This is a genomic window from Achromobacter sp. (assembly GCF_050285585.1).
In the GTDB taxonomy this organism is placed as follows: domain Bacteria; phylum Pseudomonadota; class Gammaproteobacteria; order Burkholderiales; family Burkholderiaceae_B; genus Achromobacter.
This window is the reverse complement of record NZ_JBLZXF010000002.1, coordinates 237018-257005: the sequence shown is the minus strand read 5'-3', so window position 1 is coordinate 257005 and position 19988 is coordinate 237018. Positions and strand designations below refer to the sequence as shown.

At 67.3% G+C, this 19988-nt stretch carries 14 protein-coding genes and 2 riboswitches; of the genes, 6 read left to right on the top strand and 8 right to left on the bottom strand.

Annotated elements, in window-relative coordinates; translation table 11 throughout:
* The first annotated feature begins 20 nt into the window (after nucleotides 1-20).
* From ACN6PJ_RS04410 to gcvP, 6 genes are all read left to right on the top strand, one after another.
* Nucleotides 21-1223 (top strand): NAD(P)/FAD-dependent oxidoreductase, encoded by a 1203-nt coding sequence (locus ACN6PJ_RS04410; protein ID WP_427994685.1) that lies wholly within the window; start codon nucleotides 21-23, stop codon nucleotides 1221-1223.
* A gap of 142 nt (nucleotides 1224-1365) precedes the next feature.
* Entirely contained in the window at nucleotides 1366-1980 is a 615-nt protein-coding gene (locus ACN6PJ_RS04405) for a superoxide dismutase (RefSeq protein ID WP_427994684.1), read from the top strand.
* A gap of 30 nt (nucleotides 1981-2010) precedes the next feature.
* Nucleotides 2011-2904 (top strand): ZIP family metal transporter, encoded by an 894-nt coding sequence (locus ACN6PJ_RS04400; RefSeq protein WP_427994683.1) that lies wholly within the window; start codon nucleotides 2011-2013, stop codon nucleotides 2902-2904.
* Between the two features lie 98 nt (nucleotides 2905-3002).
* A riboswitch (glycine riboswitch) is annotated at nucleotides 3003-3098 on the top strand.
* 32 nt (nucleotides 3099-3130) lie between these two features.
* A riboswitch (glycine riboswitch) is annotated at nucleotides 3131-3254 on the top strand.
* Between the two features lie 86 nt (nucleotides 3255-3340).
* Nucleotides 3341-4441 (top strand): glycine cleavage system aminomethyltransferase GcvT, encoded by a 1101-nt coding sequence (gene gcvT, locus ACN6PJ_RS04395; RefSeq protein ID WP_427994682.1) that lies wholly within the window; start codon nucleotides 3341-3343, stop codon nucleotides 4439-4441.
* Nucleotides 4442-4542: 101 nt separating this feature from the next.
* Nucleotides 4543-4920 (top strand): glycine cleavage system protein GcvH, encoded by a 378-nt coding sequence (gcvH, locus tag ACN6PJ_RS04390; RefSeq protein WP_042795177.1) that lies wholly within the window; start codon nucleotides 4543-4545, stop codon nucleotides 4918-4920.
* A gap of 99 nt (nucleotides 4921-5019) precedes the next feature.
* Nucleotides 5020-7893 carry an aminomethyl-transferring glycine dehydrogenase gene (gene gcvP, locus ACN6PJ_RS04385; RefSeq protein WP_427994681.1) on the top strand — a complete coding sequence of 958 codons (2874 nt, stop codon included), beginning with the start codon at nucleotides 5020-5022 and terminating at the stop codon, nucleotides 7891-7893.
* A gap of 110 nt (nucleotides 7894-8003) precedes the next feature.
* Here gcvP and ACN6PJ_RS04380 read toward each other — a convergent pair whose 3' ends face one another.
* The 8 genes from ACN6PJ_RS04380 to ACN6PJ_RS04345 form a co-directional block, all read right to left on the bottom strand.
* Entirely contained in the window at nucleotides 8004-9950 is a 1947-nt protein-coding gene (locus tag ACN6PJ_RS04380) for a DUF945 family protein (protein ID WP_427994680.1), read from the bottom strand.
* A gap of 235 nt (nucleotides 9951-10185) precedes the next feature.
* Nucleotides 10186-11661, bottom strand: coding sequence for a M81 family metallopeptidase (locus ACN6PJ_RS04375; RefSeq protein WP_427994679.1), 1476 nt, complete (start codon nucleotides 11659-11661; stop codon nucleotides 10186-10188).
* Nucleotides 11662-11690: 29 nt separating this feature from the next.
* The gene (locus ACN6PJ_RS04370) at nucleotides 11691-13100 is read right to left on the bottom strand and encodes an amidase (protein ID WP_427994678.1); all 1410 of its coding nucleotides are present in this window, start codon (nucleotides 13098-13100) and stop codon (nucleotides 11691-11693) included.
* A 27-nt stretch (nucleotides 13101-13127) separates the two neighbouring features.
* Entirely contained in the window at nucleotides 13128-14825 is a 1698-nt protein-coding gene (locus tag ACN6PJ_RS04365; protein WP_427994677.1) for an ABC transporter ATP-binding protein, read from the bottom strand.
* Entirely contained in the window at nucleotides 14825-15715 is an 891-nt protein-coding gene (locus tag ACN6PJ_RS04360) for an ABC transporter permease (RefSeq protein WP_427994676.1), read from the bottom strand. The genes ACN6PJ_RS04365 and ACN6PJ_RS04360 overlap by 1 nt, the downstream gene beginning before the upstream one ends.
* Before the next feature lie 10 nt (nucleotides 15716-15725).
* Nucleotides 15726-16667 carry an ABC transporter permease gene (locus tag ACN6PJ_RS04355; protein ID WP_427994675.1) on the bottom strand — a complete coding sequence of 314 codons (942 nt, stop codon included), beginning with the start codon at nucleotides 16665-16667 and terminating at the stop codon, nucleotides 15726-15728.
* A gap of 29 nt (nucleotides 16668-16696) precedes the next feature.
* Nucleotides 16697-18262 carry an ABC transporter substrate-binding protein gene (locus ACN6PJ_RS04350; protein ID WP_427994674.1) on the bottom strand — a complete coding sequence of 522 codons (1566 nt, stop codon included), beginning with the start codon at nucleotides 18260-18262 and terminating at the stop codon, nucleotides 16697-16699.
* 81 nt (nucleotides 18263-18343) lie between these two features.
* The gene (locus ACN6PJ_RS04345) at nucleotides 18344-19852 is read right to left on the bottom strand and encodes a M81 family metallopeptidase (RefSeq protein WP_427994673.1); all 1509 of its coding nucleotides are present in this window, start codon (nucleotides 19850-19852) and stop codon (nucleotides 18344-18346) included.
* Nucleotides 19853-19988 lie beyond the last annotated feature (136 nt).

Here is a 19988-nt window from a genome sequence, read left to right as displayed (position 1 = left end):
CCGGCGGGCCTGGAGTCCTGATGTTCGATGTAGCCGTACTCGGCGCCGGCGCCGCTGGCATGATGTGTGCTGCGGTGGCCGGCCAGCGCGGCCTGCGCGTGGTGCTGGTCGACCACGCCAGCCGCCTGGCGGAGAAGATCCGCATTTCGGGCGGCGGCCGCTGCAATTTCACCAACATCGGGGCGGGGCCCGCCAACTTTCTTTCCGACAACCCGCATTTCTGCCGCTCGGCCCTGTCGGGCTATACGCCGCAGGATTTCCTGGCGCTCCTGAAGCGCCATCGCATCGCCTGGCACGAGAAGCATCGCGGCCAGCTGTTCTGCGACGATTCCAGCGAATCCATCATCGATATGCTGCGCGTCGAATGCGATGCGGGCGGCGTGCAGTGGCGCATGAATTGCCCGGTGGCCGAGATCGGGCACGGCGAACAGGGCTTTGAACTGCGCACCGCGCAGGGGCCGATCCGCGCGGCCAAGCTGGTGGTCGCCACGGGCGGCATGGCGATTCCCCAGCTGGGCGCCACCGACTTCGGCCTGAAGATCGCCCGGCAGTTCGGCCTCAAGGTCGTGGAGCCTCGTCCCGCGCTGGTGCCCCTGACCTTCGACCCCGCGCAGTGGCAGGCCTTGTCCGAACTGTCGGGCGTGGCGCTGGAAGTCAACCTGCACACCGGACAGGGCAAGGCCCGCGGCGAGTTCCTGGAAGACCTGCTGTTCACGCACCGCGGCCTATCGGGGCCGGCCATTCTCCAGATATCCAGTTTCTGGAAACCGGGCGAACCCATCGTGGTGGACCTGGCGCCGGGCCGCAACATGGCCGAGGAACTGCTGCAGTCGAAGTCCGGCAACCGGCAGCAGCTGCACACGGTGCTGGGCGGCCTCTGGCCCAAGCGCCTGGCCGACCGCTGGCTGCACCTGGCGGAGCAGAAGGGCAAGCCCGGGCTGGCGGCGCTGCGTCTGGCCGACGCGCCGGACAAGACCTTGCGGGGGCTGGCGCAGGACATCCATCAATGGACGCTGGTGCCCAGCGGAACCGCCGGCTACAAGAAGGCCGAGGTCATGCGCGGCGGCGTGGACACGCGCGGCCTGGACCAGAAATCCATGCAGGCCAAGACCACGCCCGGCCTTTACTTCATCGGCGAAGCCGTGGATGTGACGGGCTGGCTGGGCGGCTACAACTTCCAATGGGCCTGGGCCTCGGGCGTGGCTTGCGGCAAGGCCCTGTAGCCGGGACGGAAGGGCTCTAGCGCGAGGCGATGGCAGGGATCGGGATCCTGCCATTGTGATATTAAATAAAAATAAATATCATTTATGTTTTCGATATTGATCAAGGCCCTTCCTTTGGAGGGGCGATCCTACGGAGACACGCATGGCCTACACCCTTCCGCCCCTGCCGTACGCCTATGACGCCCTGGAGCCCCACATCGACGCCATGACGATGGAGATCCACTACAGCAAGCATCACCAGACCTACGTCAACAGCCTGAACGCCGCGCTGGAGGCGGCGGGCATCGCCGCGGGCGAGTCCGTCGAGGCCCTCGTGTCGCGCCTGGACCAATTGCCCGAGGCCGTGCGCGGCGCGGTGCGCAACCACGGGGGCGGACACGCCAACCACAGCCTGTTCTGGTCCGTCATGTCCCCGGAGGGCGGAGGTGAGCCAGATGGCGTCCTGGCTGGGGCCATCGAGTCCGACCTGGGCGGGATGGCCGCTTTCCAGGACGCCTTCACCAAGGCCGCGCTGACCCGCTTCGGCAGCGGCTGGGCCTGGCTGTCGGTGACGCCGGGCGGCAAGCTCACCGTGGAAAGCAGCGCCAACCAGGACAGCCCGCTGATGCACGGCAACACGCCTATCCTGGGGCTGGACGTCTGGGAGCACGCCTACTACCTGAAGTACCAGAACCGCCGGCCGGAATACATAGCCGCCTTCTACAATGTCGTGAACTGGCCGGAAGTGGCGCGCCGCTACGCAGCGGCAAAGCGCTGAACGCGTCTTTCGCAAGGAGGGCTGCGGCATATGAATACCTTCAGCCGTCATCGCGTGCGGCCGGCGGCCACCAGCATCAGCGTGTGGACGCTGGCCGTGCTGGTGTCTTGCCTGGGGCTGCACCAGTTGTGGGCGTACCTGGACGTGCGCGCGCCGCACGTCGCGGACGCGCTGCTGGGCGGCCTGGTCGCGGCCGGCGCGACGGCGCTGGGGACCGTGCCCATCCTGTTCGCCCGCAGCATTCCTCAGAAAATGCAGGACAGCATGTTCGGCTTCGGGGCGGGCGTGATGCTGGCGGCCAGCGCTTTTTCGCTGGTGGCGCCGGGCATCGCCGCGGGCCGCGACCTGGGCTACGGCCCTTGGGGCGCTGGCCTGACGGTGGGGGCGGCCGTGCTGTTGGGGGCGGCCGTTCTGCTGGTCATGGACCGCACGCTGCCGCACGAGCATTTCATCAAGGGCAGGGAAGGGATCGAGGCGCACCGGCTGCGCCGCACCTGGTTGTTCGTGTTCGCGATTACGCTGCACAACCTGCCGGAAGGCCTGGCCATCGGCGTGGGCTATGCGGGCAATGACCCCGTGCGCGGCACGGCGCTGGCGACGGGCATCGCCATCCAGGACATTCCCGAGGGGCTGGTCGTGGCGGTGGCGCTGCTGGCGGCCGGCTACCAGCGCGCGTTCGCGGTGGCGCTGGGGATGCTGTCGGGGCTGGTCGAGCCCCTGGGAGCCGTGCTGGGCGCGGCCGTGGTCGGCTGGTCGGAGCCGATGCTGCCCTGGGGCCTGGGTTTCGCCGCGGGGGCGATGCTCTTCGTGATCAGCCACGAGATCATCCCGGAGTCGCACCGCAAGGGGCACGAGGTCTATGCCACCTGCGGCCTGATGCTGGGCTTCGTGCTGATGATGTTGCTGGACACCGCCCTGGGCTAGGGGCCGTTCGCGCTAACCGGAGCTTCGCGCGAGCCCCGGGCCCGCGCCGCACGGGCATTCCCTGCCGGCGGCTTTCGTTGTATGCTTTCGCCGCTGTCACGCATGTTGCGGGAGAGAGCGGCCTGTTTGCCCGGCCGCCGCCGAAGGCGCAATTCGCCCGGAATCGCTCAGGTAACCCATACCGCCCATGCTTGCCCTGTCCCGGTTTTACCGCGCGGACGCGGCAAAACAGCACTCTGGAGAGACCTGGCGCCGCCCCTGAAACAAGGGACACAGCGAGCAGCCCAGGCGCCGAAGGTGCAAACCCGCGCTGCGGGGCAACTCTCAGGCAAAAGGACAGAGGGGCGGAAGATTCAGCCGGTGTGCAGGCGCAGCCCGCCTGGCACCACCGGCATTCCGTAACCCTGGCAACAATGCCGTCCCGGAGTTCCCGCGCATGTCCGCACCCCTCAAACGCACCCCGCTGGCCGAAGAACACATCGCCTCTGGCGCCCGAATGGTCGACTTCGGCGGCTGGGACATGCCCCTGGCCTACGGCTCGCAACTGGAAGAGCACCATGCCGTGCGCCAGGACGCAGGCATGTTCGACGTTTCGCACATGCTGAACGTCGACGTCGCCGGCCCGGACTCCTTCGCTTTCCTGCAACGCCTGGTGGCCAACGACGTGGCCAAGCTGACCGTGCCCGGCAAGGCGCTGTACAGCTGCATGCTGAACCCGCAGGGCGGCGTGATCGACGACCTGATCATCTACTTCTTCGCCTCCGACGAATGGCGCGTGGTCGTCAATGCCGGCACGGCCGACAAGGACATCGCCTGGATGCAGCGCGTGAAGCAGGCTGGCGGTTTCGACGTCGCCATTACGGCGCGCCGCGACCTGGCCATGGTCGCCGTGCAGGGCCCGAACGCGCGCGCCAAGGTCTGGGCCGCGCGCCCGGCCTGGAAGGCCGCCACCGAACCGCTGACTCCCTTCGTCGCGGCCGTGGTCGGCGACGACACGCTGGTGGCCCGCACGGGCTACACCGGCGAAGACGGTTTCGAGATCGTGCTTCCCGCCACGGAGGTCGTGCAGCTGTGGCGCGACCTGGCCGCGCAGGGCGTGCGCCCCTGCGGCCTGGGCGCGCGCGATACGCTGCGCCTGGAGGCCGGCATGAACCTCTACGGCCAGGACATGGACGAGCTGATCCAGCCTAGCCAGGCCGGCCTGACCTGGACGGTTTCCCTGAAGGACGCCGAGCGCCGTTTCATCGGCCGCGAGGCGCTGGAACAGTTCGCCACGCCGGCCGCGTTCCTCGGCCTGAAGCTCCAGGAGCGCGGCGTCATGCGCGCTCACATGGCCGTGCGCACCAAGGAAGGCATGGGCGAACTCACCAGCGGCACCATGTCGCCCACCCTGGGCGTGTCGATCGGCTTCGCCCGGCTGCCGCAAGGCGTGCGCCCCGGCGATACGGTCGAAGTCGATATCCGCGGCAAGTGGGTGCCCGCGCTGGCATGCAAATTGCCGTTTGTCCGTAACGGCAAAGCGGTCGAACACTCGTAAACTCGAAGCTTCGCGCGGCTGGCGGCCCCTTCGGGGCGACCTGGCCGCCCGCGCGAGGCGCGCAACACCATTCATCTACCCGCATTCCCTCAGGAGTTCCCATGAGTCTGCCCACCGATCGCAAGTACACCGAGTCCCATGAATGGGTCAAAGCCGAAGGCGACGTGTTCGTCGTCGGCATCACCGATACCGCCCAGGACCAGTTGGGCGACCTGGTCTTCGTCGGCGACGTGAAGGTCGGCGCCAAGCTGAACGCAGGCGAAACCGCCGGCGTGGTCGAGTCGGTGAAGGCCGCCTCCGACATCTACGCGCCCGTGGCCGGCGAGATCGTCGCTTTCAACGAAGAGCTGGAAAACAACCCCAACCTGATCAACGAATCGGCTTTCACCGCCTGGATCTTCAAGATCAAGCCGGTCAACGCCGCCGATGCCGACAAGCTGCTGGACGCTGCCGGCTACGAAGCCGTCGCCAACGGCTAAGCCGGTCCTCCGGGGCGGGCATGGCCCGAGCGGCCGCCCGCCCCGCAAGATGCAATACCGTCCGTCCTCCGACGGCACCCGCTACCCCGAGATCTCCCCATGTCGCGCGCCCTAGACACCCATACCGACTTCATTCCCCGCCACATCGGCCCCTCCGACGCCGACCAGGCCGCCATGCTCGCCGTCATCGGCAGCGCCAGCCTGGACGCCCTGATCGAAGAAGTCGTGCCGCCCAAGATCCGCAGCCAGGCTCCGTTGGCGCTGCCGCAATCGCGCAGCGAGACGGACGTGCTGGGCGAACTCAAGCAGATCGCGGGCCGCAACCAGGTCTACCGCAGCTACATCGGCCAGGGGTATTACGGCACGCACACGCCCAATGTCGTGTTGCGCAACATCCTCGAAAACCCCGCCTGGTACACGGCCTACACGCCGTACCAGCCCGAAATCTCGCAGGGCCGCCTCGAGGCCCTGCTGAATTACCAGACCATGGTCGCCGACCTGACCGGGCTGGACATCTCCAACGCCTCGCTGCTGGACGAAGGCACCGCCGCGGCCGAAGCCATGACGCTGGCGCGCCGCAGCGCCAAGTCCAAGAGCCCGGTGTTCTTCGTTTCGCGCCACGTGCACCCCCAGACCCTCGAAGTCGTGCGCACGCGCGCCGAAGGCCTGGACATCGAGATCGCCGTGGGCGACGAGGCCGAAGGCCTGCCCGAGTGCTTCGGCGTGCTGCTCCAGTACCCGCACAGCACCGGCTCCATTTCCGACTACCGCCAGCTGGCCGAAGCCGCGCACGCGCAAGGCGCGGTCGTGGCCGTGGCCACCGACCTGCTGGCGCTGGCCCTGCTGGCCGCCCCGGGCGAGTGGGGCGCCGACATCGCGATCGGCTCGGCCCAGCGCTTTGGCGTGCCGTTCGGCTTCGGCGGCCCGCATGCCGGTTTCATGGCCTGCAAGGACGCCTTCAAGCGCAACATGGCCGGCCGCCTGGTGGGCGTGTCCAAGGATGCGCAGGGCAACCCGGCGATGCGCCTGGCGCTGCAGACGCGCGAACAGCACATCCGCCGCGAAAAAGCCACTTCCAACATCTGCACCGCGCAAGTGCTGCTGGCCGTGATGGCGGGCATGTACGCCGTGTGGCACGGTCCGGCGGGCATCCGCCGCATCGCCGAGCGCGTGCAGCGCGGCACCGCCATCCTGCGCGCCGAGCTGGTCAAGCTGGGCGTGAAGGTCGCCAACGACACCTTCTTCGACACGCTGCTGCTGGAAACCGGCGCGGCCACGCCCGCCATCCTGACGGCGGCAGACTGCGCCCGCATCAACCTGCGCCGCGTGGACGGCGCCCGCCTGGCGGTTTCGCTCGACGAAACGGTGACCGCGGACGATCTGCAGGCGCTGGTCAATGTGTTCGCCGCCGGCCTGGAACGCGATGACGTCGAGCTCGACCTCGACGCCCTGGACGCGGCCGCCGCCAGCGGCATTCCGCCGAGCGTGGCGCGCGAGAGCGCGATCCTGAAGCATCCGGTATTCTCCAGCGTGCAGTCCGAGACCGACATGCTGCGCTACCTGCGCAAGCTGGCCGACAAGGACCTGGCGCTGGACCGCACGATGATCCCGCTGGGTTCGTGCACCATGAAGCTGAACGCCACGGCCGAGATGATCCCCATCACCTGGCCCGAATTCGCGCTGATCCACCCGTTCGCGCCCGCCTCGCAAAGCCAGGGCTACGTCGAACTGATCGACCGCCTGTCGGCCGCGCTGTGCGAAATCACCGGCTACGACAACATCAGCCTGCAGCCCAACTCGGGCGCGCAGGGCGAATACGCCGGCCTGCTGGCGATCCGCGGCTACCACCAGGCCAATGGCCAGCACCAGCGCAATATCTGCCTGATCCCCTCGTCGGCGCACGGCACCAACCCCGCCTCGGCCCAGCTGGCCGGCATGGACGTGGTGGTGGTGGCTTCCGACGCGAATGGCAACGTGGACTTGGCCGACCTGCGCGCCAAGATCGAACAGGTGGGCGACAAGCTGGCCGCCCTGATGATCACCTATCCGTCCACGCACGGTGTCTTCGAGGAAGCCGTGACCGAGATCTGCGATCTGGTGCATCGGGCCGGCGGCCAGGTCTACCTGGACGGCGCCAACATGAACGCCATGGTCGGCGTGGCGCAGCCGGGCAAGTTCGGTTCGGATGTGTCCCACCTGAACCTGCACAAGACCTTCTGCATCCCGCACGGCGGCGGCGGACCCGGCGTGGGCCCCGTGGCGGTGCGAGCGCACCTGGCTCCGTACCTGCCGGGCGTGGTGAACGAACAGGGCAAGCTGCCGGGCGACGCCAAGGTCGGTCCCGTGTCGGCCGCGCCCTTCGGCTCCGCGGGCATCCTGCCGATCCCGTACGTGTACATCGCGCTGATGGGCGCCGACGGCCTGCGCCGCGCCACCGAAGTGGCCATCCTGAACGCCAACTACATCGCGACGCGCCTGCGCGACCACTATCCGGTGCTGTACGCGGGCCGCCATGGCCGCGTGGCGCACGAATGCATCCTGGACGTGCGTCCGCTGAAGGAAACCAGCGGCGTCAGCGCCGAGGACATCGCCAAGCGCCTGATGGACTACGGTTTCCACGCGCCCACCATGAGCTTCCCGGTCGCGGGCACGCTGATGGTCGAGCCGACCGAATCGGAAAGCATCGCCGAGCTCGACCGCTTCATCGACGCGATGATCTCGATCCGCGAAGAAATCGCCCAGATCGAGCGCGGCGAGCGCGACCGCGAGGACAACGTCCTGAAGAACGCCCCGCACACCGCGCAGATGCTGCTGGCCGAAGAATGGCTGCACGACTATCCGCGCCAGCAGGCCGCCTATCCGGTGGCTTCGCTGCGCGATGCGAAGTACTGGCCGCCGGTCGCCCGCGTGGACAATGCCTACGGCGACCGCAACCTGGTGTGCGCCTGCCTGCCGGTCGAAGCCTACGCGTAAACGCATGGCTTGAGGGCCCGGCTCGCGCCGGGCCTTTTTTCCGGGAACACCCGGCAAAAAAAATCCCCCCATCGCAACGATGGGGGGATTTTTTCATGCGCGTCCGGGGCTTATTTCGCCGGCGCGGCCTTGCTGGCGACGGAGAAGTCTTCCGCAATGCTGAAGAACGTGTTCAGCATGATCTGCAGGTTTTCCTTGCCGATGCCGCCTTCCGAGTTCATGTCCATCTGCAGCACCGCCTGGTTCTTGTCGTCCAGGTAGGCGCGCGTCCAGCGGTATTCCTGGTTCCAGGCGTTGATCGCCTTGAGCGAAACCGGCTTCTTGCCGCTGTACGTAGCGGTCACCACGAGGTCGTGGCACTTTTCCGTGAAGTCGTTGCACATGAATTCGACGCGCAGGTCGCTGGCGCCCGTGTTGGCGGCATCCAGGATCAGCACGGGACCTTCCTCGCCGTCTTCCTTGCGGGGGGAGTACGACATGTCCGAGAGCATGGCGTTGACGGTGTCGAAGTCGAAGTCCTCCATCAGGTCGGCGGGAGCCGCCGCCGCGGCGGGCGCTTCCGGATCCATGTCCATGTCTTCGGGCTCGCCTTCGTCGTCCATGCCGGTCGCGCCCAGCAGGCCGGCGAACAGTTCCTCGGCGGGGATCTTCTGGCCGTTCAGGTCGCCCATGCCGTCGGCGAAGTGGAACTTGCCGACGATGTTGTCGCCGTCGTTCTTGCCGACGTTGAACATCTCGGCCATGCCCGACACGGAGCGCATCTGCTCGTCGGCCTGGGCGCCGGCCGCCGTGACGTCCAGGCCTTCCTTCTTGACGGCGTACTGCACCATCAGGTCGCGGACCATGGGCTTGGAGATGATCAGGGTGGCGTCGATCTGCTTGATGGCCTTGACCAGGATTTCCTGCGGGGTCAGTTCCTTCACGTTGGGCGGATTGGCGAGGTCCAGCGTGAACGTCAGCTTGCTTTCGCCCTTGGCGGTCTTCCAGCTGATCGGGTCGATGCTGAACGAGGGATTGCCGTTGAGCAGCTTGCCGGCGTTGTCCAGCAGCACGTCGAACTGTTCGTCCTTCAGGCCTTCGTCGCTGGCGCCCATCATGTACTGGCGCACGATCTGGTTGTAGGTGTCGGACAGTTGCTTGACGGCGTCGCCGTCCAGCCTGGCGAGCTTGACCACGGCCTGGCCGTTGCCCAGCGCGACATCGTTCAGAACGATGTCGCCGGTCTGGTAGGTCGCCTCGGCGTTGATGGTCTTGTCGTCTTCGGACAGCTTGACGCCATAGCCCAGGTTGTCCAGCGAGACCTTGACCTCTTCATCGGGCTTGACGACGTCGATGCGCTTGATCTTGATGTTCGAGTCGCCGACGGACAGGCCGAACTTGCCCATGCGGCTGTTCACGTCCATCGTCAGGCCCGACATCGCCATCGTGATGGGGTCGTCCGACTTCGCGCCGTTCACCGACAGCGTTTCCACCAGCGCGTTCGCGGTGACGGCCTGCAGCTTGCGGTCGAACGTGCCGTTGACCGTCATGCCGCTGAAGTCGACCGTGTTGCCCTCATGCTCGATCTTGACCGGCGCGATCCTGGCGCTGGAGGTGGCGAAGCCGCCGAAGCTGATGACGGCGTCGCCGGCCAGGGGGGAGACGTCCTTGGTGAGCTCGAACAGTTCCTTGATGTTGTCCGTCTTGGCGATCTCGCTGTGGACGAAGGCCAGCTTGGGCGCGATCGCGCCGCGCGCCAGGGCGCTCTTGGGGAAGGGGCCGTGCTCGATGGTGGCGTCGAACTCGACCATGCCGGCGGGCATGCCGTCCGGGGAGTTGTCGCTCTTGACGAAGGACAGGCCATAGCGCGCCTGCGTCGAGAACAGGCCGCGTTCATACTTCAACTGGTCGATGCGCAGGCCGAACAGCGGCGTGATCTTGGCCAGCTTCTCGTTGGCTTCCGCCAGGTGGCGCTGCGAGCTCTCCTCGATGCGTTTGCCGGTGTACCACGTGGCGCCGACCCAGCTTCCTGCTCCCACTATGACCACGCCGAGGGTGATCGCTACGCTCTTTTTCATCGTTCAGTTTGTATCGTTGATTATCGAGTCATATCCGATGCCCGAGGCGGCTTTTGCCGCGAGGCGGCCCTGAGAACCGTCTTCATCGGAATACGCGTATTCATCGGCCTGTAAGGCCCGCGGCGAGTATACCGAGGCGGCAGGCCGCCCGAGCGTGCTCGCAGTTACAGAAGTTTTCCAAATGAAAGCCGGCGCTCTTGCGCCGGCTTTTCAGGCGGGGAAACGCGAAAAGGATCTACAGCGCGTCCAGCGGATAGATCGGGCGGCGTACCTTCTTGAACTCCAGCTGCCCGTAATCGGACGTGGTGACGCCCACGCCCGTGCATTCGATGACTTCCGTGGCCATGTCGGAGAAGCCCGCGCGCCAATGCACGCGGCTCTTCAGCACCACATAGCGCTTTTGCAGCGGGTCGATGCCGGCCGACAGCAGGCAGTTGACGTCGAAGGGCTCCTGGTGCCGCGACACCACCACGATCTCGACGCGGCCCGTGTCGATCACGACGGTCAGCCCGGTATCGTTGCGCACGCCCCGATACATGGGGCCGCGGTTCAGGTAGACGCCGTCGAACACCAGCTTGACGCGGCCGGTGACTTCCAGCGGCTCGCTCGGCTCCTGGATGGCGGGCATGGGCACTTTGCCGCCCAGTTTGAGCGTGATGGTCCGGCCCACGCCGGCCGCGGCGGCCTCCTGCGCCGCTTCGGGGTCGCAGATGGCGTAGAAGACCGCGTTCTCCAGTTCCTGGCGCAGCACTTCGGCCAACACGGCAGTGGTGTCCATCGTGCCGCCCGAGCCCGTGTTGTCGTAGTGGTCCAACAGCACGACGGGGCCTTGCCCGATGGCCTTGGCGCGCGCGATGGTGGGCGCCAGCGGTTCCGGATGGAACACCCAGTCGGCGCGCCCCGCCCAGGCCCGCTCCAGCAGCTCGTCGCGGTATTTTTCCGCTTCGGCCAGCTTGCCATCCGTACAGACCACGGCGCTCAGCCCGGCTTCGCGGATATCGGCATGGGGAAAGCCCACGAACACCGAGGCGGCCAGCACGCCGGCGGCTTCCAGCTCCCGGCAGCGCTCCTGCAGCGGCTTGTTGGGGGCGGCATGGGTGCCCTGGCACATGATGTGGGGCAGCATGGGCTTGTTGGCCCAGGACATGACGGGTTTGATCTCGCCCTTCAGGGTGCGCACGATCACGTTCGCGGCGCGCACGCCCGACTCACGGATGTCCACGTGGGGATAGGTATGGAAGCCGCTGATGACGGTGGCGTTCCTGACGATGTCGTCGTAGATGTTGGCGTGCATGTCCAGCGTGACGGCCACGGGCGTCGTGGGATCGATTTCGCGCAGGCGGCGCAGCAGGTCGCCCTCGGCGTCGTCCACGCCCTGCGCCACCATGGCGCCGTGCAGGTCCAGCAGGATGGCGTCGAAACCGCCGCGCCGGACTTCGTCCAGCACCAGCTTGCACAGGCGCTCGTGCGTCTCCGCGCTGGCCGGCCCGCTGGGCCAGGACTCGGCCGCCACGGGAACGACCATCTCGGCGCCCTCGCGGCGCGCCACCTCGATATAGCCGCCCAGGCCGCTATCGGTGTTTTCGTAGGCCTTGATGGCGCGTTCGCCAGCCAGGATCTCGGGATTGCCGCGGAAGAAACGTTCGAGCGGAGTCGGCACGGGCGAGAAGGTGTTCGTCTCGTGCTTGATCATTGCCAAAAGCCAACGCATGGGAATTCCTCTGGGTCTGCGGGGAAAAGTCAGGCTGCCTTGGGAGGCTGCGGCCAAGGATGCTGCTCGGGACGCATCAGCTCCCAGGCCCGCGCCAGGCGCAGCACGCCCAGGTCGTCGAAGCGCTGGCCGGCGATCTGCAGGCCGATGGGCAGGCCGGCCCTGGTGTAGCCGCAATTGACGGAGGCCGCGGGCTGCTCGCTCATGTTGAAGGGCAGGGTGAAGCCGATGTGGTGCATCGTGGTCGCGACCTCGTTGGTGGGCGACGGCCATTCGGCGTTGTAGGCGACCACGGGCGCCACGGGCGAGAGCACGTAGTCGTACGGCGCGCAGGCCGCGACCGTCCTGGCGCGCACGTTAAGGGTTTCGTAGTAGCTGCGGAACACGGCTTCGCCTGACTGGCCGCCGCCGCTTTCCGCCCAGGCGCGGATGAAGGGCAGGATCCTGGCGCGGCGCGCTTCGGGCAGGGCCGCCAGGTCCAGGGCCGAACGGGTGCGCCAGAAGCGGTCCACGCCGTCCAGCATGTCCGGGCTCATCCAGGGTTGCATGGGCGTCACGATGGCGCCCGCGGCCTCGAAGGCGCGCGCCGCGGCCTGCACCGCGTCGAGGATCTCGGGATCCACGGGCAGGCCGCAGCCCGCATCCGTCAGGAGGCCGATGCGCAGGCCGCGCACATCGCACGCCAGGTCCCGCCAGTCGAATTCCTGGTAGGGCAGGCTCATGTGGTCGCGCGCGTCAGGCAGCGACAGCACGCCCATCATGAGCGCCGCGTCGGCCACGCTGCGGGTCATCGGACCGGCGCAGCGGCCCATGAAGGGCGGATCGATGGGGATGCGGCCCAGGCTGGGCTTGAGCGTGGCGATGCCGCACCATGCGGCGGGCAGCCGCACGGAGCCGCCGATGTCGGTGCCGATGTGCAAGGGGCCGTAGCCTGCGGCCGCGGCGGCGCCGGCCCCGGCGCTGGAACCGCCCGGGTTCTTGGACAAGTCCCAGGGGTTGCGGGTCAATTCATGGAAGCTGGACAGCCCGGACGACAGCATGCCGTAGTCGGGCATGGTGGTCTTGCCCAGCAGCACGGCGCCGGCCTCGCGCATGCGGGCGGCCGGCGGCGCGTCGGCGGCCGCCGGCGTGAGATCGGTCGCGGCGGTGCCCAGGGGCACGGGCACGCCTCGCGTGGCGATGTTCTCCTTGATGGTGGCGGGCACGCCGTCCAGCGTGTGGCCGCCGGCCGATTGGGGCTCGCCCCTCATCCAGCGGGCCTCGGAGGCGCGGGCCATCTCCAACGCGCCTTCCGGATCCAGCGCATAGGTGGCCTTCAGTCGCGGTTCCCAGCGCGCGATGTGCTCCAGCACGGAGCGGGTGGCTTCGACGGGCGACAGCGTTTTGTCGCGGTATGCCTGAAGAAGCTCCACGGCGGACATTTCATGCGGTTGCGGCATTTCGGTTCCTGTATGCGGATCGTTGCGTCACGGCGCGGAGGCCGGCGCCAGGCCGGCCGAGATGGGCCGGAAGTTGCGGAAGTCCCAGTCCCGCCCGGGCGCCGCGTCGATCAGGGCCCGGGTGTATTCGTGGCGCGGCTCGGTCAGCACGGTCTCCGCCGAGCCGGTCTCGACGACCTTGCCGCGCTGCATGACCATGATGGTGTCGCAGATCTGGGCGGCCACGCGCAGATCGTGCGTGATGAACAGCACGCCCACGCCGGTGCGCTGGCGCACCTGCTCCAGCAATTCCAGCACCTGTGCCTGCACGGATACGTCCAGCGCGGACACGGCCTCGTCGGCCACCAGGATTTCCGGATCCATGACCAGGGCGCGCGCGATGCAGATGCGCTGGCGCTGACCGCCGGAGAACTGGTGCGGATAGCGCTGCATGGCGTCCGGGCTCAAGCCGACCACGGCGAGGGTTTCGCCGGCGCGCTTCAAGGCCTGCTCGCGCGGCACGCCGAAATTGAGCAGGCCTTCGATGATGGATTCGCCGACGGTGCGGCGGGGGTTCAGCGAACGGTAGGGATCCTGGAACACGATCTGGATCCGGCGGCGCACGGGGCGCAGGGCCGAGCCGGACAGCGTGCTGAGGTCTTCGCCGCCCATCATCATGTGGCCGGCGGTGGGTTCGATCAGGCGCACGATGCAGCGCGCCACCGTGGACTTGCCCGAGCCGGATTCGCCCACGATGCCCAGGATTTCACCCTTGCGCAGCGTGAGGTTCACGTCGGCGGCCGCGATGATGTTGTGCGAGGCCTTGCGCGACAGCACCGAATGCTTGCCGCCGTAGGTGCGGCCCAGCCCCTTGACGTGCAGCACCGGCATGCCCGAGGGCGCCTCGCGGCGCGAAGGCACCAGGCTGGGCACGGAGGACACCAGGCGCCGGGTGTAGGACTGCTTGGGCTGGGCCAGGATCTCGTCGCGGGTGCCGCTTTCGACCAGGTCTCCGCGGTTCATGACGATGATGCGGTCGGAGATCTCGGCCACGACGCCGAAGTCGTGCGTGATGAACAGCACGGCCGTCTGGTGCTTGACCTGCAGCTCCTTGATGAGCGCCAGGATCTGCTTCTGGGTCGTGACGTCCAGCGCGGTGGTGGGTTCGTCCGCAATGAGCAGCTTGGGCTCGAGGATCAGCGCCATCGCGATGACGATGCGCTGGCGCTGTCCGCCCGACAGCTGGTGGGGATAGGAGTCGAAGATGCGCTCGACGTCCGGCAGGTGCACGGACCGGAACATGTCCAGCACCTTGGCGCGGCGTTCGGCGGCCGACATCTTCTTGCGGTGCAGGCGCAGGACTTCGTCGACCTGCTTGCCCACCGTATGCACGGGGTTCAGCGCGGTCATGGGTTCCTGGAACACCATGGCCATGCGGGTGGCGCGCATCTCTCGCAGGCGGCGCTGGGTGGCCGTGACCACGTCTTCGCCCTCCACGCGGATCGAACCGGCGTTGACGGACAGCACGCCCGGAGGCAGCAGGCCCATGACCGCCAATGACGTGACGGACTTGCCCGAGCCGGACTCGCCGACGACGCACACGGTTTCGCCCGCATGCACGTCCAGGCTGAGATTGCGCACGACGCGGTTGCCCGCGCCCGCGACTTCCACCGACAGATTGCGGATGGCCAGGATGGCGGACGAGGTGTCGCCCGCAGGGGGAGTGGGGGTATAGGTTGTCGACATCAGATTCTGCGCACCATTTTCGGGTCCAGCGCGTCGCGCAAGGCGTCTCCCAGGATGTTCACGCTGAGCACCGTCAGCGACAGGAACAGGCCGGGAAAGAGAATCAGCCCGGGCAGCATGCGGAAATACATGCGGCCCTCGGACATGATGTTGCCCCAGGAGGCGATCTCGGGAGGGATCCCCGCGCCCAAGAAGCTGAGGATGGCCTCGGTCAGCATCGCGGATGCGAAGACATAGGTGCCCTGCACCGTCAGCGGCGCGATCGTGCTGGGCACCATGTGGCGCCACAGCAGCAGCGGCAGCGGCGTGCCCAGCGCCAGCGCGGCTTCCACGTAGGGCTCGCCGCGCACGGTCAGGATCTGGCCGCGCACCAGCCGGACCACCCGGGGGATTTCCGGGATGGTGATGGCCACCAGCACGGTCATGAGGCTGGCCCCCGTGACGGACACCAGGGCGATCGCCAGCAGGATGCCGGGAATGGCCATGATGGCGTCCATCGTGCGCATGATCAGCCCGTCCAGCGAACGGAACCAGCCCGCGATCACGCCGATGACCAGCCCGATGGCGACGCTGACGACCGCCGCGCCCAGGCCCGCGATGAGCGAGACGCGGGCGCCGTAGGCCACGCGCGACCAGACGTCGCGGCCGAAGGCGTCCGTGCCGAGCAGATAGTCGGTGAAGGGCTGCTTCAGGCGCGAGCCCGGGTTGATGAGGGTGGGGTCGACCGTGCCCAGCAGGGGCGCGAACAGCGCGATGACGACGATCGCCGCCAGCACCACCAGCGCCAGCATGACGGGCCAGCTCTTGAGGCCCTGGCGCACCTGCCGCCAGGCCGTGACTTGAGGATTTCCGCCGCCGGGAAGATCGGCGACTTCGGTTGGCGTTTGCATGGGCCGGCCCCTAGTATCTGATCCGCGGGTCGAACACCATGTAGGCGCAATCGACAACCAGGTTGATGAACACGTAGACGAACGCGAAGAAGAGCGTCAGGCCCTGGATGACCGGATAGTCGCGGGCGAGCACGGCTTCCACCACCAGCCGGCCCAGGCCGGGAATGTTGAACACCGATTCCGTCACGACGACGCCGCTGATCAGCAGCGCGATGCCCAGGCCCACGACGGTGGCGATCGGCACGGCCGCGTTGCGCAGCGCGTGCCCCAGCAGGACGCCGGTCTCGCCCAGGCCCTTGGATCGGGCGGTGCGGATGAAGTCCTCGCCCATGACCTCGATCACGCTGGTGCGCGTGATGCGCGCGATCAGCGCCACGTAGACCGTGGACAGCGCCAGCGACGGCAGGATGAGCCGGTGCAGGAACGGCCACAAGCCGTTGGCCAGCGGCGAGTACCCCTGCACGTTGAACCAGCCCAGCTTGATGGCGAAGAGCCAGATGAGCAGGTAGCCCGTGACGAACACCGGCACGGAGAACCCCAGCACCGAAAAGCCCATCACCGCGCGGTCCAGCAGCTTGCCCTGGCGCCAGGCCGCGAGGATCCCCAGAGGGATGGCGACGACCAGGGTGAAGGCGAGGGTCAGGACGGCCAGACCCAGCGAGGGCTCCAGCCGTTGGCCTATCAGCTTGGTGACCGGCACGCCGGACATCAGCGACGTGCCCAGGTCGCCTTGCAGGAGCCTGCCGCCCCAGATGAAAAACTGTTTGATGACCGGCTGGTCCAGGCCCATCGTCTGCCGTATCTGTTCGATACGCTCGGGCGTGGCGCCATCGCCCGCCATGATGATGGCCGGATCCCCCGGGCTGAAACGCAATATCGCGAAGACCACCACCGCGACCATCACCAGAACGGGGATGGTCGCGAGGAGCCGGCGTGAGACAAATGCCAGCATGTAATTCCCCCTCAACAACTTGTTGCCCGTCAAGGGGCTTTCTTGACGTTCCAGAACGCGAAGACGGGCGCATGGACCAGGCCCGAGAGCTTGGTCGAGTACACCGTGGGCACCGACATCTGGCCCAGCGGCACGTACAGGCCCTCGTCGATGCCGATGCGCTGCACTTCCTCGGCGATCTTCTTCTGTTCGGCCGGGTCGGAGGTCAGCGCCATCTTCGTGCGCAGTTCCTCGATCTGCGGGAAGTCGGGCCAGCCGAACCAGGCATTGTCGCCGTTGGCGGCGGCCGGGGCGGAACGGACCGGATCCATCACGTCGGTCGCGTACCAGTTGGTGTTGTGGACGTTCCAGCCGCCTTCCGCGGGCGCCGCCTTGGAGGCGCGGCGGGTGGCCACGCTCTGCCAGTCCATCGCGGCCAGGTTGACGTTGAACCCGGCCTTGCGCAGGGCCTGGGCCATCACGACCGGCTGGGCCGACAGCGTGCCCACGTCGGTCGCGTGCATGACCAGGATGGGCGTGTTGTCGTAGCCCGCTTCCTTCAGGAGGGCCTTCGCCTTCTCGATGTTGGAAGGCACCACCATGTCCTTGCCGATGTCGCTTTCCAGGGGCGTGCCGCAGCCCCACAGCGAGGCGCAGGTCTTCCAGTACTTGGGATTGCCGACCAGCGCCTTCATCACGTCTTCCTGGCCGATGGCGTACATCGCGGCCTGGCGGATCTTCTTGTTGTTGAAGGGCGGGTACTTGAAGTTGAAGCGGTACATCGTGAAGTAGCCGACCGGGCTGAGCGACTCTTCCTTCAGGTCCTTGTTGCCTTCGACCATCGGCAGCAGGTCGTAGGGGAACTGCTCGACGAAGTCGATCTCGCCGCCCAGCAGCGCATTGGCGGTGGTCAGGGCGTCGGGCATGACATCCCATTCGACCTTGTCCACGTTCACGACCTTGCCGCCGGCCAGGCCGCTGGCGGGCTCCTTGCGCGGCACGTAGTCGGCGTTCTTGGCGTAGACCGTCTTCACGCCCGGCTTGAATTCGACGACCTTGAACGGGCCCGAGCCGGTCATGTCGGTGATAGGCTGGCCGATGGCTAGGTCCGCGATGCGCTTGGGCATCATGAAGGGCGCGGTGCCCGTGGGCTTGGACAGGGCGCGCAGCGCCAGGTCGGTGGGCTCCTTCATGACGATGCGGAAGTTCTTGTCGTCGATGACTTCGATCTTGTCGGTGAACTTCATCAGCGTGCGGCCCATGCCGTCGCCGGCGGCCCAGCGCTTGATCGAGGCCACGCAGTCTTCCGAGGTGACGGGCTTGCCGTCATGCCATTTCTGGCCGTCGCGCAGCGTCATGGTGTAGGTCTTGCCGTCGGGCGAGACTTCCCACTTTTCCAGCATCTGCGGCTGGATCTTGTTGTCGGCGTCGGTGGCCAGCAGGGTGTCGTAGATCATGTAGCCGTGCCACGTCGTGATGTACGCGGTGGTGGCATGCGGATCGGTCAGCCGCAGAGGCGAGTGCATCACCGCCTTTATGACGGTGTCGGCGTAGGCGCCGTGAGCCATCATGAGGGTTGCGCCCGCCAACGCGGCGGCTCGGACGAACTTCAGCATGAATCTTCCCCTTGATGCGTAATGAGCGGCGCGATGCGCCGCTGCGTCGTTAACCCGCCGCGCGAAGCGGCGTGCGAGGTTTCAGGCGGTAGCCGACTGGCCGGAAAAGACCGGTCCGCAAGGCGCCATTCTGATGCCCGGGCGCAACCGTGTCCATGGTTGTTTTGCCGCATCCATCAGCATCGAGCCGGGGGCCGCGCACACCAGGATCGTTTGCGCGATCGGAGAGAAATCGGCGCGGAAGTGCGCGGAACTCTTGACGACCAGGATGGCCGCGCGCCGCGGCTCCACGCCCGCGAAGCGGAACATCTCCTGGTCGGCCATCTGCACCTTGTTGGAAGCAACGACGATGCGCACGCCGCCGATGCGCAGGCAGGCGCTGGGGCCCAGGTCCATGTGGAATCCGCGGTAGAACGCGCCGTGCGTATCGAAACGCCCATCCGAAGTTTTCTCGACAATGAATTCGGTGTCCAGCGGTTCGTCGTCGGGAATACCCGAATGTCCACCCAGTGCAATTCGGACCTTTTTCCCTACGCCGGCGTGGTGGGCGGCCAACGCCGCCCCGGGATCCACGATCAGTCCGATGGCCGCATCGCGCGCGTCGTGGCGGATCAGCGCGCGCAGCACGCCGGTGGTGTCCGAGCTGCCGCCCGCGCCGGGGTTGTCCTGCGCATCGGCGATGACGATGGGCCCGGCGGCGTCGCGCGCCAGGCGCATGGCCTCTTGCACGGCCTCGTCGGGCGTGTACAGCCTGCCGCCGAAATCGCGCTCGGCGTTGAGGACGGCGCGCGTCATTTCGTCGGCCGCGGCGTCGGCCTCGGCCTGGGTGGCGCCATAGGCCCACACCGTGGGCGCGCATTCGGGGAAGTCCGCCGCGGGAAATCCCGTGGCGAACGACAGGCTGGCCGCGCCGCGCGCTTCGATGTCGCCCACCAGCTGGTACAGGCTGCGGGACGGCTCGATATCGGTGGACTGCCAGCACAGGGAGATCAGGTACGGCAGGGAGCGCAGCGCCACGCAGGGCCGCCGCATGCCGGCCAGCCGTTTTTGCAGCAGTTCCGCGGCGCGCTGCCCGGTTTCGGCCATATCGATGTGGGGATAGGTCCGATAGCAGACCAGGGCGTCGGCGTAGCGGACCATGTCGCGCGTGACATTGGCGTGCAGATCCAGGCTGGCCACCACGGGCACGTCCGGCCCCACCAGTTCGCGCACGCGCTTGAGCAATTCGCCCTCGCCGTCGTCCAGGTGTTCGGTCACCATCGCGCCGTGCAGGTCCAGGTAGACGCCGTCCAGCGGCGCCGCCTGCGACAGGCCCTGCAGGATCATGGCGCTGATGCGCTCGAACGCGTCCTGGGTGACCGGGCCGGAGGGGCTGGCCGCGGCCCAGGTGGTGGGCAGCAGCGTGTGCCGGCCCATGGCCTCGATGAAGCCCGCCACCGGGATGTTGGCGCCCGCGACCGCCTGGAACATCGCGGGCCCGCTGACGAGCCTGGGCCAGCCGCCGCCTTTCTCGGCGAAGTCCTCCCAAGCGGCGCGCGACGGCGCGAAGGTATTGGTTTCGTGCTGAAAGCCGCCTATCCCGATGCGCATCAGGATTCCCCTTATCGTTTTGATGTGAGGAAGGCGCGGCTACGCCGCGCCCGAGTCAGTTCTGAAATGGCGCTGCCGTACCCCCAACCACGCATAAAACAGGCACAACGCCACAATCAGGCAAGGCCGTCCCCAA